This is a genomic window from Nocardia uniformis NBRC 13702 (assembly GCF_001613345.1).
Lineage (GTDB): Bacteria > Actinomycetota > Actinomycetes > Mycobacteriales > Mycobacteriaceae > Nocardia > Nocardia uniformis.
This window is the reverse complement of record NZ_BDCE01000118.1, coordinates 24,565-38,881: the sequence shown is the minus strand read 5'-3', so window position 1 is coordinate 38,881 and position 14,317 is coordinate 24,565. Positions and strand designations below refer to the sequence as shown.

Here is a 14,317-nt window from a genome sequence, read left to right as displayed (position 1 = left end):
GCCTGTTGGCGGGGCCGAGTCGCCGTGACCCTGCCGCAACGCGATGGCACGGGCCACGTCCAATTATTCGGATGCGGACGGGGGAGGCGCGCAATACAGCCGCTCGATTGCGGAACCAACTCTGGTTGGTCCGGCCAAATCACGGACCGCAGTGATGGGTTTGAGGGGAAAGGCATCGATAGATCGGTGGGAAGCTCGCCGGACATGAGGATGCTGCCCCGCCACGGTAGCAGTGGCGGGGCAGCACGGTCAGGTAGGTCAGGTAGGGGTGTCCGCCGCCGCGTCGGGCGTGAGATATTCGCCCGGGTGATGGAAGTGATTCATCCGAGGTCTGCGTCGGCGGTCGTACTGCCCAGGCGGAATCCATTGCGTCCGACCCGCTCTACGATGCCCCGGTGGCGCGACACCGGCCGACCAGTCGGTGTCGGTGATCCCGGCGAGCTGGTGGTGGGTCTCGCACACCAAGGTCAGCTGGTCGGCGTCGGTGCGCCCACCGGTGAACCACTCGGTGCGGTGGTGGGCTTGACATAAGTATCCGGGTTTCCCGCAGCCGGGGAAGGTGCATCCGATATCGCGGGCGTGCAACACGATCCGCTGATCGACCGTCCCGAGTCGTTTCGACCGCCCCAGGTAGAGCGGCCGCCCGCTGTCGTTGTCGAATACCGCCAGGTAGTGCCGTGCGTGCGCGGCCAGCCGCAGCAGGTCCCGCATCGGCAGCAGGCTGCCCCCACCGGTGACGACCGGAATCCCACTCGCGAGCGGCGCATCCGCATCGGTGCTCTCCGCGACCGCTTCCCGGCCCGCGGCTTCGAGTTCGGTCAGGGTGGTCGACACGATCACCGTCACCGGCAATCCCCGGTGCTGGCCGAGTCGCCCGGAGGCGAGAGTGTCGCGCAGGACGGCCTTGAGCGCGTCGTGCTGTCGCTGTTCGGGGGTGCGCCGATCCCGTTGCACCACTTCGGCGTCGGGGTCGTCGTCCAAACACGGGGTGGCGTCCTCGGGATTGCCGACACCGGGCTTGGCGCCCTTGGCCAGCGTCGCCTCCAGATACGCCCGCAACTCCGGATCGGCGACCAGCGTGCACACGCTCATCAGATCCGGTCCCTGCCGACCGACCCGCAACGACCGCCGCCGTGCCCGGTCGAGGTCGGAGAAGTTGCCATCCGGATTGAGCAGCGCCTCGAGCCGGTCGGCGGCCTTGCGTAACTGATCCGGGCGCAGCATGCGCGCGTGGCGGGCGAGTTCGGCCTCGGCCTGCGCTGTGGTGCCCGCGTCCACGGTCGCCGGGAGATGGTGCAGCGCTTCGCGAATCACCTTCACGTGCGCCGCACCGATCACCCCCTCGCATTGGGCGGCGGCGGTCGCGGGCAGCGGCGGCTCGAGGACCTGTCCCGTGTGGGCGGTGTGCCACGCCAGGTCGTCGGCGGCCCGCCAGCGTGCCCGCGCCTCGGCGGGGCTGATCCGCAGCCCATCGGCGAGCGTGTCGATGAGGTTGTTGGTCCCGAAATCGGTACTGCCCCACTGCTCGTGCAGCTGCGCCACCACCTGCAATCCGACCCCCGGCAGGGCACGCGCCACGGTTTCGAGACGTTGCAGCACCGCCAACCGCTCCGGATTGGACAACACCTCGCTCCGCGCCGACCGCAACTGCGCCAGTCCCGCCTCGAGCATCGACAGCGCCGCGTCCATCACCGGGTCGGCGATCGGGGCAGGTGTCGAATGCATGTTCGAATTCTATCGCACCCGAGCAGCGACACGCTAGCGAAAAATGCTCTCTCACCAGCGTTTTCGCGTGTCGCAACTGATCATGCGACCGATTCCACCCCGCCCCGTCCCGCCCGAAAAGGTGACCACAACCAACTGGCCACGCTGGAATGCCGGAGGAGCGACCTCAGGGGTTCAAGCTCTACTCCCCTGCGTTGCGGTCGGATCCCGCGTAGGCCGACACCCATTCCACATCGGTGTAGACCGGCTCCTCAAATTCCTTAGTGTTCAGTGATTTTCGAGTTTCGCCCCGGTACGCCTCGCGCCCCCGCGACGTGAGGTTCCCTCCTCGACACGGCCGCCCCGGCGTGCCGGTCAGCGTCCGGAGGGACACGCACACACGGACCGGCCCGGTGCCCCGCGCAGCCCACCGACTCAGTCCGAGGATGGAGAAACACCAGGTCAGCAGTGATATCGGGGAAAATTCCGGGTATACCCTGAGGCTTATCGGGTCAGATCTGGTGCTTGATCAGGCCCTGCCGGCCCCAGCGTGGGGTCGGGCCGGGGGTGCCCAGGTCGGCGCCTACCGGACTCTGGGAGACGTCGAGGGCGATGGCGGTACCCCAGTCGAAATACGCCATCACCTGGTGACGCAGGTCCTGGTCCGCGGGCAGCACCCGCTGCACCAAGCTGATCAGAGACGCTCGGATCACCGTATTTCTTGATCCGATTGCATCCACCGGATGGAACCGGTGTTGCTCCAGTCTCCGGAGCCGTGCAGCAACGGAGATACCTCAGCGGCCCGGAACCGAAAAGGTCCGAGCCGCTGGGGTTTCCGAGAATCTGGTTGCTGGAGACTCAGCGCAGGGCGGCTGCTTTGCGGCGGGCGGCCGCCGCCTTCTTCGTTGCGGCCTGCTGCTCCGGGGTCGCCTCGGCAGTGGTGGATTTCGCGGTGGCGGATTTCGCCGCCGCCTTCTTGGCGGTCGACTTCTTGGCCGCAGGCGCTTCGGCGGCGGCCGACTTCGACTTGGCCGCAGTCGACTTGGCTGCCGTCGACTTCTTCGAGCCTGCACCGTTGGATCCGGCGGCATCCTTCGAGACCACCGTCGCACCGGCGGCGAGAACCTCGCGGAGGAACTGCCCGGTGTAGCTGTTCGGTACCGCCGCAATATCTTCCGGGGTGCCGGTGGCTACTACCGTGCCGCCGCCCGAGCCACCTTCGGGACCCATATCGATGACCCAGTCGGAGGTCTTGATGACATCGAGGTTGTGTTCGATGACGATGACGGTATTGCCCTTGTCCACCAGGCCGTTGATGACTATCAGCAGTTTGCGGATGTCTTCGAAGTGCAGGCCGGTGGTGGGTTCGTCGAGGATGTAGACGGTGCGGCCGGTGGAGCGCTTCTGCAACTCCGCCGACAGCTTGACGCGCTGAGCCTCGCCGCCGGACAGCGTGGGCGCGGATTGGCCGAGGCGGACGTAGCCGAGGCCGACATCGACCAGGGTTTTGAGGAAGCGGTGGATGGAGGTCACCGGTTCGAAGAATTCCGCCGCCTCGTCGATGGGCATATCGAGCACCTCGGCAATGGTCTTGCCCTTGTAGTGCACCTCCAGGGTTTCCCGGTTGTAGCGGGCGCCGTGGCAGACCTCGCACGGGACGTATACATCGGGCAGGAAGTTCATTTCGATCTTCAGGGTGCCGTCACCCGAGCATGCCTCGCAGCGGCCGCCCTTCACATTGAAGGAGAAGCGGCCGGGCTGATAGCCACGCACCTTCGCCTCGGTGGTGGCGGCGAAGAGGGTGCGGATCTTATCGAAGACGCCGGTGTAGGTGGCGGGGTTCGAGCGCGGGGTGCGGCCGATCGGTGACTGGTCGACCTGCACCAGCTTGTCGAGATGGTCGAGTCCGGTGACGCGCTGGTGACGGCCGGGCACCTGACGGGCACCATTGAGCTTATTCGCCAGGACGGTCGCGAGAATATCGTTGACCAGGGTGGACTTTCCGGAACCGGAGACGCCGGTAATCGAAGTCAGTACGCCCAGTGGGAAATTCACGTCGATGTTCTGGAGATTGTGCTCGGTGGCCCCGACCACGGTGAGCTGCTTCTTCTTATCGATCGGCCGCCGGATCAGCGGCACCTCGATGCGTTCACGCCCGGCGAGGTACGCGCCGGTCAGCGAATTCGGGTCCTCGAGCAGGCCGGGGTAGGGACCGGAGTACACCACCTGGCCACCGTGTTCACCTGCGAGGGGGCCGATATCGACCACCCAGTCCGAGGAGTGAATGGTGTCCTCGTCGTGCTCGACCACAATCAGCGTATTGCCGAGATTGCGCAGCCGCGTGAGGGTTTCGATGAGTCGGCGGTTATCGCGCTGATGCAGACCGATGGACGGTTCGTCCAGGACATAGAGCACGCCGACCAGACCGGAGCCGATCTGTGTCGCCAGGCGAATGCGCTGCGCCTCACCACCGGAGAGGGTGGCCGCCGCCCGCGACATCGACAGGTATTCGAGACCGACATCGAGAAGGAATCCCAGTCGCGCCTGGACCTCCTTGACCACCTGCGCGGCAATGGCGGCCTGTCGCGCATCGAGGCTCAATCCGTTCAGGAAGCGCGCGGCCTCCCCGATGGACAGCTCGGAGACCTCAGCGATGGATCTGCGCTCCTCCCCCGACTTCAGCGTGACGGCGAGGATTTCCGGGCGCAGCCGAGCGCCGTCGCAGACGGGGCACGGGACATCGCGCATGTACCCGTCGTAGTGCTCCTTCATCTGCTCCGATTCGGTGTTCTCCATCCGCCGCTGCAGGAACGGCATCACACCCTCGAAATCGGCGTAGTAGGAACGCTTTCGGCCGTACCGGTTCGTGTAGGAGACGTGCACCTGCTCGGAACTGCCCTCCAGCACGGCCTTTCGAGCCTTGGGCGGCAGATCCTGCCAGGCGGTCGTCATGGAGAAACCGAGCGCCTCGGCGAGGCCGGACAGCAGCCGGTTGAAGTATTCGGCGGTCTGCCCGCGCGACCACGGTGCGATGGCACCGTCTTCGAGGCTCAACTCCGGATCGGGCACCACCAGATCCGGGTCCACCTCCTTGCGGATACCGAGGCCGGTGCAGTCCGGGCACGCGCCGTAGGGCGAGTTGAACGAGAAGGAACGCGGTTCCAGGTCCTCGATATCGAGGGGGTGGCCATTGGGGCAGGCGAGTTTCTCGGAGAACCGGCGCTCGCGGTCGTGCGCGTGCTCGTCGCGATCGACGAAGTCGAGCACCACGATGCCGTCGGCCAGACGCAGCGCCGTCTCGATCGAATCGGTCAGACGCTGTTTGGATGTCGGTTTCACGGCCAGGCGATCCACCACCACCTCGACGTCGTGCTTCTCCTGCTTCTTCAGCTTGGGCGGATCGGTGAGCGGGTACACCACGCCATCGACCCGGACCCGGGAGTAGCCCTGGGTATTGAGCGATTCGAACAGGTCCACGAATTCGCCCTTGCGGGTACGCACCACCGGTGCGAGCACCTGGAATTTGATGCCCTCGTCCATGGCCAGGACCTGATCGACGATCTGCTGCGGCGTCTGCTTCTGAATGTGCTCGCGGCAGACCGGGCAGTGCGCGGTACCGGCGCGGGCATAGAGCAGACGCAGGTAGTCGTAGACCTCGGTAATGGTGCCGACCGTGGAGCGCGGATTGCGGTTGGTCGACTTCTGGTCGATGGACACCGCCGGGGACAGACCCTCGATGAAGTCCACATCCGGTTTATCCATCTGGCCGAGGAATTGCCGGGCGTACGCCGACAGCGATTCCACGTAGCGGCGCTGGCCCTCGGCGAAAATGGTGTCGAACGCCAGCGACGACTTGCCGGATCCCGACAAACCGGTGAACACGATGAGGCTGTCCCGGGGTAGGTCGAGATCGACCCCCTTGAGATTGTGCTCGCGTGCTCCACGCACCGTCAGGCGATCCGCCACCGGCCATCCTTCCAACGTTTCGGCATCAAGACATACCCCCGACGCCATGCTAGGCGCGCCCACCGACAAGTTTCGCTGAGCGCGCTGAAACGCTGGTCACAGTGACTTCCGCCGCCGCTCCGTGAGTCCGGAGCCCAGCCGCGAACGGTCAATCCAGGGCGGAGACCGAACGTGAGCCTCGGGAGAACTGCACGGTGGGGCGCAGGCAGGCACTACCGATTATGCGCGACTGCGCGCCGGGGTCGCCGGACCGATCCGCTGCCGCCTGGCGCACCAGTCCCAGATCGCCGTCGAAGCGTCGATAGAGCAGCTGGCCGCGCCGGGTTTCGGGATGGGTGAAGAACAGGTACGAGAGCCCGCCCACACATAGCCGGGCGGCCGCTTCGTCATCGCTGAGCATGGGTACGAAGACATCGTGCTGGTGCAGGATGCGCACGCCGAGCGGGCCGGTCCAGCACACCACCGCATCGGTTCCGGTGTCGGCATCGGTGAACAGATGCGCGTCGTAGTCCATGGCATCCAGAATGCGGGCGGCCTGCGCCGCGGAGGTCACCTGCAGGCGACGGTCCTTGTGCCGCACGATGGGTCGCGGCGCACTCACCATGGCGAGGGTGGGGCGCGCCGGATCGGGCCATGGTCGCGAGGCCTCCTCCGGCGCGCACCCGAGTCGCAGATCGAGCCGTTCCAGCGCGAACGTCACCGCGAACCGCCCGGGACCGGCAACTTGCACGCGATATGACCGACCTACCGGCCGTATCGCGATCTGCACCAGGGTGGGCGTATCCGATTCCGACCAGTCCAACCGCGCCCGCACCGCGCCTTCGACGCCATGCCTGCGCAGGATCCGGCCCAGACCACGCACCACTCGGGTGACCTCGGTGGTCGGAGCGGGTCCGTGAGTAGCAACCACGAAATCTGGATCGATTCCACTCGTCCACACATCGAACGCGCTCATCGCCGACCCCTTCCTTATGCTCTCGACCCGGCAACCGACCTAATGGCAACACGCGGCCCGACCGGGGGCACAGAGTCCAAAGTCCCCACTCGGTCATATTTCGGTAAAAATTTCCTGCAAAACCGTGGCGAACGCCCGGAAGGACCCACGACCCCGGCGTACTGTCCTCGGTACCGAGTGCGCGGCGACAGAGGGGCGGCCCATGCCGGATGATTCCCGCACCGGTCCCTATTCGGTTCGAGATACTTTGTCGCAGTTGCGATTACGGGAACTTCTCACCGAAGTCAAGGACCGGGTAGAGCAGATTATCGACGCCCGCGACCGCATCGATGGCCTGGTCGAGGCCATGCTCGCGGTGACCGCCGGACTCGATCTCGATGACACCCTGCGCACCATCGTGGCCGCGGCAACCCTCCTCGTCGACGCCCGCTACGGCGCGCTCGGCGTACGCGGGCACGACCAGCAGCTGACCCAGTTCATCCATCACGGCATCGACGAACAGACCCGCCTGCGCATCGGTGACCTCCCCGAGGGACACGGCGTACTCGGCCTCCTACTGCACCAACCCGAAACGCTGCGCCTGGACGATCTCGGCCGCCACCCGGCCTCGGTCGGCTTCCCACCGCACCATCCGCCGATGCGCACCTTCCTCGGGGTGCCGGTGCGCATTCGCGGCGAGGTCTTCGGAAATCTCTATCTCACCGAGAAATCCAATGGCCACCCGTTCACCGAGGATGACGAGGTGCTGTTGCAGGCCCTCGCCGCGGCGGCCGGTATCGCCGTCGACAATGCCCGGCTCTACGAATCCGCCCGCACCCGGCAGGCCTGGATCGAGGCCACCCGCGATATCGCCACCGAATTCCTGGCCGGTACCGAACCCCGCCAGGTCCTGGCGCAGGTGGTCGAACACGCGCGGGAGCTGACGGGGTCCCATCGCGCGGTGCTCGCCATCGTCGCCGATCCGGACGCGTCACCGGATGAGGAGACCGAACTCGTGATGGCGCAGTGGGCCGGACCGGGAGTGGGATTCGGCAGCCCCACCTTGCGCACCACCGGGACCGCCATCGGCGAGGTGCTGAGCACCCGCACGCCGCTGCGCTTCGACGACGCCCGGCACACCGATCTCGGGACACCGGTCACCGAGGTGGGACCCGCGCTGGTACTGCCGCTGCATACGCCGGATTCCACACTGGGCGTACTGGTTACGCTGCGCGCCGCCGAATCCGCGCCGTACTCCGATGAAGTGGTGGAGCTCATCGCCGCCTTCACCGATCAGGCCGCGCTCGCCATGCGACTCGCGGTGGCGCAGCGGCGCATGCGCGAACTCGATATCCTCACCGACCGCGATCGTATCGCCCGCGATCTCCACGATCACGTCATCCAGCGGCTGTTCGCCATCGGGCTGTCACTGCAGGGCACCGTCCCGCAGGCACAGGTCGCCGCGGTGCGGCAACGACTCTCCGATGCCATCAACGATCTCCAGGATGTGGTGGAGGAGATCCGCACCTCCATCTTCGATCTGCACGGCGGCGACGGGCACAGCACCCGACTACGCCAGCGCATCGAACGCGCCGTCAAACAGCACACCGCCGACACCCCCATTCGCGCCATGATGCACATCACCGGGCCGCTGTCGGTGGTGGAACCCGGCCTCGCCGACCACGCGGAAGCCGTTGTGCGCGAAGCGGTGAGCAATGCGGTACGACATTCGGGGGGTGACACCATCACCATCGATATCGGGGTGGCCGACGATCTGACCATCGTGGTGGCCGATAACGGCCGCGGGATTCCCGATGGCATAACGCCGAGCGGGCTCACCAATCTCGCGCATCGCGCCGAGGAGTCCGGCGGTCGATTGGCGGTTTACCCGCGACGCGATCCGGAGGGCTGTGAAACAGGAACGAAGCTGCACTGGTCGGTGCCGCTGCACTGAGCGATGTGGATCCCGGCCGACTACATGCCGGTATGACGGGAAGGCACGCCTGGACAACGGGTCGGAGCAGGACGTGCCTTCATCATTCCGGCGTGCTTGTGGCCGGAATCGACCGCTCTCAGCCGACGGGTCCGAGCACGATCGCCGAGTTGTGTCCGCCCATGCCGAGCGCCGTCTTGAGCGTGAGTCCTCCACTCAGCGGCGTGGGTCCGTCCAGCAGGCGCGCGTGCGGGGTCGCGACGATCGGTGCCGCCGCGACAATGCCGCGGTCGTAGCCGAGGACCGCGGCCGCCACCTCGACCCCGGCGGAGGCGGCCTGGCAGTGCCCAGCGAGGGGTTTCAGGGCGGTGACCCACGGCCGGTCATCGAATATCCGGCCCAGGACGGCGGTTTCGGCGTCATCGCACTGTTTGGTGCCGGAACCGTGGGAATTGAAGTAGTTCACCTGCTCCGGCCGCACCCCGGCATGGTCGAGCGCGCTCTGGACGCACTGGAAGATCTGCTCGTGCGACGGCTCCACCGACAGCACGTGGTAGGCGTCATTGGACATGGCGCCGCCCAGCACTGCCGCGTACGGCCGATCGACATCGCGGGTGCAGACGAAGGCGACCGAGGCCTCCCCGAAACCGAAGCCGCGACTGCCCTCCTGGAAGGGCCGACACGCCTGCAGCGGTTCATCGTCATCGACCGCCGCGCCCAGCTGCACGAACGGCTCCACCATGTCCGGCGTGGCCGACAGGTCGGTGGCCACCACCACCACATCATCGGCGAATCCGCCGTCGAGCCACATCTTCGCGGTGATCAGTGCGACATTGCTGGAGCTGCACGCCGCCGTCACATTCATGGATGGTCCGTGGAAACCGAACTCCTGCATGAGAACCGAGTTCGGCGTGGACGGCAGCAGGCGCAGGTATTCGCGATTGCGGCGGCGCGCGCCATCGACGACATAGAAGTCGCGCCACTCGTAGACGTCACCGAGCACAATGGCGTGCAACAGGCCGACGGTGCGGCCCGGTCGCCATCCGCGCGCCCGGGCGTCGGCGATGGCCTCGCGCGCCGATTCCCCGACAGCGCGCCCGAAACGGCTGGAACCGAGTTCCGGATCGCCGCCCTCGGGGACACGCGCGACCCAGCCCTGCCGATTGCGATTCGGCCCGTACCCTGGATACAGCCGGGCGGCGGGCTTACCGCTCAGCAAACCTTCCCAGAGGGTCTCGCGGCCCCAGCCGTAACCGGTGACCGCGCCTACCCCGGCAATAGTCATATGATCTTGGTGCCGCTCAGCGGACGTCGGCGTGGTGCTGCTCATAGCATCGCTCCTTCGAGAGCCGGTGCCTGTAATGATCACCAATCATGTACCGATGCAGGGCTGGATTGTGATTCATTCAATACCGTTCGGCGTGTGATCTGCTACCCGCCGGCACCACAGAGATTCGTGCACCAGGGACAATGATCCAGTGCTCCAACGACATATGTCGACGATGATCAGGGGGTACTTCAGGTGGAAGTGGGTAACGATCGGGCAAACCCCCCGACCGATGCCGAACAACTGGCCCAGCGCTACCGGACCCTGGTCGAGCACAGTCCCGACGGGGTGGTCGTTCATGAGGGCGGAATCCTCGTATACGTGAATCCGGCCATCGTACGACTGCTGGGTGCCACCTCCGCCGAAGAATTGGTCGGCAAGCCGGTCACCCGGTTCGTCGACCCCAAATCCGTACCCGGCATGTTGCGGCGCATTCGTCGGCTCACCGAGACCGGTGACGCCTCCGAGGCGGCCGAGATGACCCTGGTCCGCCGTGACGGCAGCACGGTGGACGTGGAGACCGTCTCGGTGCTCACCGCCTGGCAGAACCAACTCGCCTACCAGGTCGTGGTGCACGACCTCAGCGCCCAGCGGGCCGCCGAGGCCGCCCAGCGGCGCGCCGAACAGCACTTCTCCACCGTCGTCGCGCAGTTGGAGGAGGGCGTGGTGGTGATCGACCGGCGCGGGTACATCGAATCCATCAATCCGGCCGCGCTGCGCATCTTCGGTGTCGAGGGCGAGGACATGATCGGCACGCCGCTGTATCTGCTGCCGATGACCCTGCTCGACGCCAACGCGGTGCCGATGTCGCCCACCCGCCATCCGGTGGCCCGCACCCTGAATTCCGGCGAGACGGTCGTCGGCTACGTATTCGGGGTGGACCGGCCCGATGGGCAGCGGCGCTGGCTGTCCGGTTCGAGCCGCCTACTCAATCCCGGCGACCCGCAGTCCTCGGCGGTCTCATCCTTTACCGATATCACCGAATTCCGGGCCAGTCGTAGGCAATTGGAGTATCAGGCGACCCACGATCCCCTGACCGGACTGGCCAATCGGGCGCTGGTGCTGTCGCGATTGGCGGCGGCCCTGGGGACCACCGAGGATCTGCCGGTCTCCACGGTGCTGTTCATCGACCTGGACGGTTTCAAGGCCATCAACGACACCCTCGGACACGCCATCGGCGATACCGTGCTGCAGATCGTGGCGCAGCGGCTGCAACGCGGGCTGCGCGAGGACGATATCGTGGGCCGCATCGGCGGCGACGAATTCCTGGTGCTGCTGTCCGGCCGCACGCTCGGCGAAGACCTCGACGCGCTGGTGACCCGGCTGCGCCAGGCCATGGCCGAACCGATCATCGCGCGCGGGCACCGCATTCAGGTCGATGCGTCCATCGGCATCACTCCCCTGCACCCGGGTGACGGCCGCTCCCCCGAAGCCGTGCTGCACGATGCCGATGTGGCGATGTACCGTGCGAAACCGCCGGGGCACCGCGATAACGCGCCCCTGTCCCGGCGGCCGAACAGCTCCAACGCCTCCTGAAAGATCACCGTGATCCTCGAGCACGCCCTGCTGCCGGTGCGCCCCGGCCGCTCCGCCGACTTCGAAGCCGCCTTCGCCGCGGCGCGGCACATCATCGCCGGTATGCCCGGCTTCCGGTCGCTATCGCTGACCCGCTGTCTGGAACGGCCGGACACCTACCTCCTGCTGGTGTGGTGGGAGCGGCTGGAAGATCACACCGAGGGTTTCCGGAGCTCGGCCGAATATCGGGAATGGCAGCGGCTGCTGCACCACTTCTATGAACCGTTCCCGGTGGTCGAGCATTTCGAGCCCGTGGTCGAAGCCGTGACCGGCGAGTCACCTGCGGATACGGCGCATTCCGGGAACGCGAACTAGAATCGACTGCTCTGTTCTCAATCCTGCGCGTATCCGCGCGGTGACAAGGAGTTCCGTTTTGCCCGACCTCACCGAGGAGCGTCCTGTGCCGCCGACCGACCCCGCCCGCGCGACGGAGTTGGAGAGCGAACAGCAACACCTGACGCTGCTGTACGAGCGGCTCGACGGGATGCGCCAGTACGCGCAACGCCGCCTCAAAACGGTATTGCTGGAGGGCGGCGGCACCCCGCAGGCGCGTAGTGAACGCGAGTCGTTCACCCAGCTCTACAGCGAGGACCTCGCCAAATACGATGCCGCCGAACACGGTCTGTGCTTCGGGCGCATCGATCTGGCCCAGAACGGCGACAGCGAGAACCGCTACATCGGACGTATCGGCATTCTCGATGAGGAATCCGACTACGAGACGCTGCTGCTGGACTGGCGCGCACCGATGGCGCGGCCGTTCTATCTGGCCACCACCGCCGCACCGGACGGGGTGACCCGGCGACGACATATTCGCACCCGCAATCGCACCGTCACCTCGGTCAATGACGAGTTCCTCGACCTCGAGGCCGCCCAGCGCGCCGGAGCCATCGACAGTGATGGCGGGGTGGGCAGTGAGAGTGCGCTGCTGGCCGCGCTCAATGCCGCCCGCACCGGGCATATGAACGACATTGTCGAAACCATCCAGGGCGAGCAGGACGCCATCATTCGCTCCGAACACAAGAGCGTGCTGGTGGTGCAGGGCGGGCCGGGTACCGGTAAGACCGCCGTGGCACTGCATCGCGCGGCCTATCTGCTCTACACCTACCGGCAGCAGCTCGATAAGGCGGGCGTGCTCATTATCGGGCCGAACTCCACCTTCCTCGACTACATCGGGCAGGTGCTGCCGTCACTGGGCGAGACCGGGGTGCTGCTGTCCACCATCGGCAATCTGTATCCGGGAGTCCAAGCGACACTGGAGGATTCGCTGCGGGCCGGTGAGCTCAAGGGGTCCCTCGACATGCTCGAGGTGCTGAAGAAGGCGGTGCGCGACTGGCAGGAGGTGCCGCGCGAACCGATCCGGCTGCATTTCGACGGGCACGATCTGCTGCTCGATCGCAAGACCGTCACCAAGGCGCGCGGGCGGGCGCGGTCGTCGCGGCGGGCGCACAACCTGGCGCGGCCGGTCTTCGCGGCGTCGGTGGTGGATCAGCTCACCGAACAGCTGGCCCAGATCATCGGCACCAATCCGCTCGGTGGGCGAAACCTGTTGTCGCAGACCGATCTCACCGAGATTCGCGATGAGATGCGCGCGGATGCGGAGATTCAGCGCGCCATCGCACAGCTGTGGCCCATTCTCACGCCGCAGGAGGTGCTGGGCGGCCTGTGGGCCGATACGCGGCGGCTCGACAATGCCGCCGGGCAGCTCTCCGAGGCCGACCGAGCCGAGTTGCGGCGTAGCGACAGTGGCGAATTCAGCCCCGCCGACGCGCCACTTCTCGACGAGCTGGCCGAACTGCTCGGCGTCGACGACACCGAGGAGCGGGAACGGTCCCGCCGCCGCTACCGGGCGCAGCTGGCCGAGGCACAGGACGCCCTCGATATCCTCACCGGCTCCGCGCCGCAGGACCTCGAGGATGAGCTGGATCCGGAAATCCTGATGGCCTACGACCTCATCGACGCCAGCCAGCTGGCCGAACGCCAGCGCGTCGGCACCCGGCAGACCACCGCCGAACGCGCCGCCGGGGATCGCACCTGGACCTACGGACACGTCATTGTCGACGAGGCGCAGGAGCTGTCGGAGATGGCGTGGCGCATGGTGATGCGGCGGATTCCGAACCGGTGGATCACCGCCGTCGGCGATGTCGCGCAGACCGGCGACCCGGCGGGTGCGGCGTCGTGGCAGCAGGTCCTCGAACCGTATGTGGCAAAACGGTGGAAGCTCACCGAGTTGACGGTCAACTACCGCACCCCCGCCGAGATCATGGCGGTGGCCGCCGACGTGCTCGCCGAAATCGACCCGGACGCCACCGTCCCCCGCTCGGTCCGCGACTCCGGTTTCGCGCCCACCGCGCACCGTGTGGATGCCGCGGGATTGCGCGCCGAGGTGGAACGCCTGGTCGCGGCCGAGGCCGAACGTCCCGGCACCACCGCGGTCATCGTGTCGCACGAGGTGGTCCCGAAACTGGCCGGGCTCGACGGTGATTCGGTGCGGGTGCTCACCGTGCACGATGTGAAGGGCCTGGAATTCGACGCGGTCATCCTGGTCGATCCCAGCGACATCCTGGACGAGTCGCCGCGCGGGTTGAACGACCTGTACGTGGCGCTCACGCGTGCCACGCAGCGGCTCGCGGTGGTGCACACCGGCGACCTACCCGAGGTCTTGAGCCGCTTGGCGTGACCGGACACCCGCCAGCCCGGCGAACCCGAGCACTCGTCATCCCGGCATGCTTTTGGCCGGGATCCACACCCCGTCGTTGCAGTGCCTGAGCGTGGTGGATTCCGGCCAAAAGCACGCCGGAATGACGGGAGGGTGCACGCCGGAATGACAGGAGGGGCGCACGCCCGAATGACAGCTCAATCGGCGACCAGGGCTGCCTGC

9 protein-coding genes are annotated in these 14,317 nt (G+C 66.6%); 4 read left to right on the top strand and 5 right to left on the bottom strand.

Translation table 11 applies throughout. The annotated features are described in order from the left end of the window. Positions 1 to 258: 258 nt before the first annotated feature. From NU1_RS38425 to NU1_RS38410, 4 genes are all read right to left on the bottom strand, one after another. Entirely contained in the window at positions 259 to 1,725 is a 1,467-nt protein-coding gene (locus NU1_RS38425; protein ID WP_067529195.1) for an HNH endonuclease signature motif containing protein, read from the bottom strand. Positions 1,726 to 2,216: 491 nt separating this feature from the next. After that, positions 2,217 to 2,417: a hypothetical protein gene (locus tag NU1_RS38420; RefSeq protein ID WP_067529193.1), complete on the bottom strand. Its 201-nt coding sequence runs from the start codon at positions 2,415 to 2,417 to the stop codon at positions 2,217 to 2,219. A 145-nt stretch (positions 2,418 to 2,562) separates the two neighbouring features. Then, positions 2,563 to 5,670, bottom strand: coding sequence for an excinuclease ABC subunit UvrA (gene uvrA / locus NU1_RS38415; RefSeq protein ID WP_067529191.1), 3,108 nt, complete (start codon positions 5,668 to 5,670; stop codon positions 2,563 to 2,565). Between the two features lie 148 nt (positions 5,671 to 5,818). Continuing rightward, a complete protein-coding gene (locus NU1_RS38410; RefSeq protein ID WP_067529189.1) occupies positions 5,819 to 6,625 on the bottom strand; it encodes a sigma 54 modulation/S30EA ribosomal C-terminal domain-containing protein in 807 nt (268 codons plus the stop codon). Between the two features lie 202 nt (positions 6,626 to 6,827). Here NU1_RS38410 and NU1_RS38405 point away from each other — a divergent pair, with 202 nt between their 5' ends. Beyond that, positions 6,828 to 8,558 carry a GAF domain-containing sensor histidine kinase gene (locus NU1_RS38405; protein WP_067529187.1) on the top strand — a complete coding sequence of 577 codons (1,731 nt, stop codon included), beginning with the start codon at positions 6,828 to 6,830 and terminating at the stop codon, positions 8,556 to 8,558. Between the two features lie 118 nt (positions 8,559 to 8,676). Here the strand turns inward: NU1_RS38405 and NU1_RS38400 are convergent, their stop codons facing one another. Next, positions 8,677 to 9,867 (bottom strand): beta-ketoacyl synthase N-terminal-like domain-containing protein, encoded by a 1,191-nt coding sequence (locus tag NU1_RS38400; RefSeq protein WP_245720506.1) that lies wholly within the window; start codon positions 9,865 to 9,867, stop codon positions 8,677 to 8,679. A gap of 192 nt (positions 9,868 to 10,059) precedes the next feature. Between NU1_RS38400 and NU1_RS38395 the strand changes: the two genes are divergently transcribed. The 3 genes from NU1_RS38395 to NU1_RS38385 all read left to right on the top strand — a co-directional run bounded on the left by NU1_RS38395 (position 10,060) and on the right by NU1_RS38385 (position 14,116). Next, positions 10,060 to 11,400 carry a sensor domain-containing diguanylate cyclase gene (locus NU1_RS38395; protein ID WP_307645826.1) on the top strand — a complete coding sequence of 447 codons (1,341 nt, stop codon included), beginning with the start codon at positions 10,060 to 10,062 and terminating at the stop codon, positions 11,398 to 11,400. 9 nt (positions 11,401 to 11,409) lie between these two features. After that, a complete protein-coding gene (locus NU1_RS38390; RefSeq protein WP_067529184.1) occupies positions 11,410 to 11,754 on the top strand; it encodes an antibiotic biosynthesis monooxygenase family protein in 345 nt (114 codons plus the stop codon). An 85-nt stretch (positions 11,755 to 11,839) separates the two neighbouring features. Further along, positions 11,840 to 14,116 (top strand): HelD family protein, encoded by a 2,277-nt coding sequence (locus NU1_RS38385; RefSeq protein WP_067529183.1) that lies wholly within the window; start codon positions 11,840 to 11,842, stop codon positions 14,114 to 14,116. Positions 14,117 to 14,317 lie beyond the last annotated feature (201 nt).

Excerpts from the sequence above, each read along its gene's own strand:
- NU1_RS38410 (WP_067529189.1), bottom strand. The coding sequence starts at position 6,625 with ATGAGCGCGTTCGATGTGTGGACGAGTGGAATCGATCCAGATTTCGTG.
- NU1_RS38400 (WP_245720506.1), bottom strand. The coding sequence starts at position 9,867 with ATGAGCAGCACCACGCCGACGTCCGCTGAGCGGCACCAAGATCATATG.
- NU1_RS38405 (WP_067529187.1), top strand. The coding sequence starts at position 6,828 with ATGCCGGATGATTCCCGCACCGGTCCCTATTCGGTTCGAGATACTTTG.
- NU1_RS38425 (WP_067529195.1), bottom strand. The coding sequence starts at position 1,725 with ATGCATTCGACACCTGCCCCGATCGCCGACCCGGTGATGGACGCGGCG.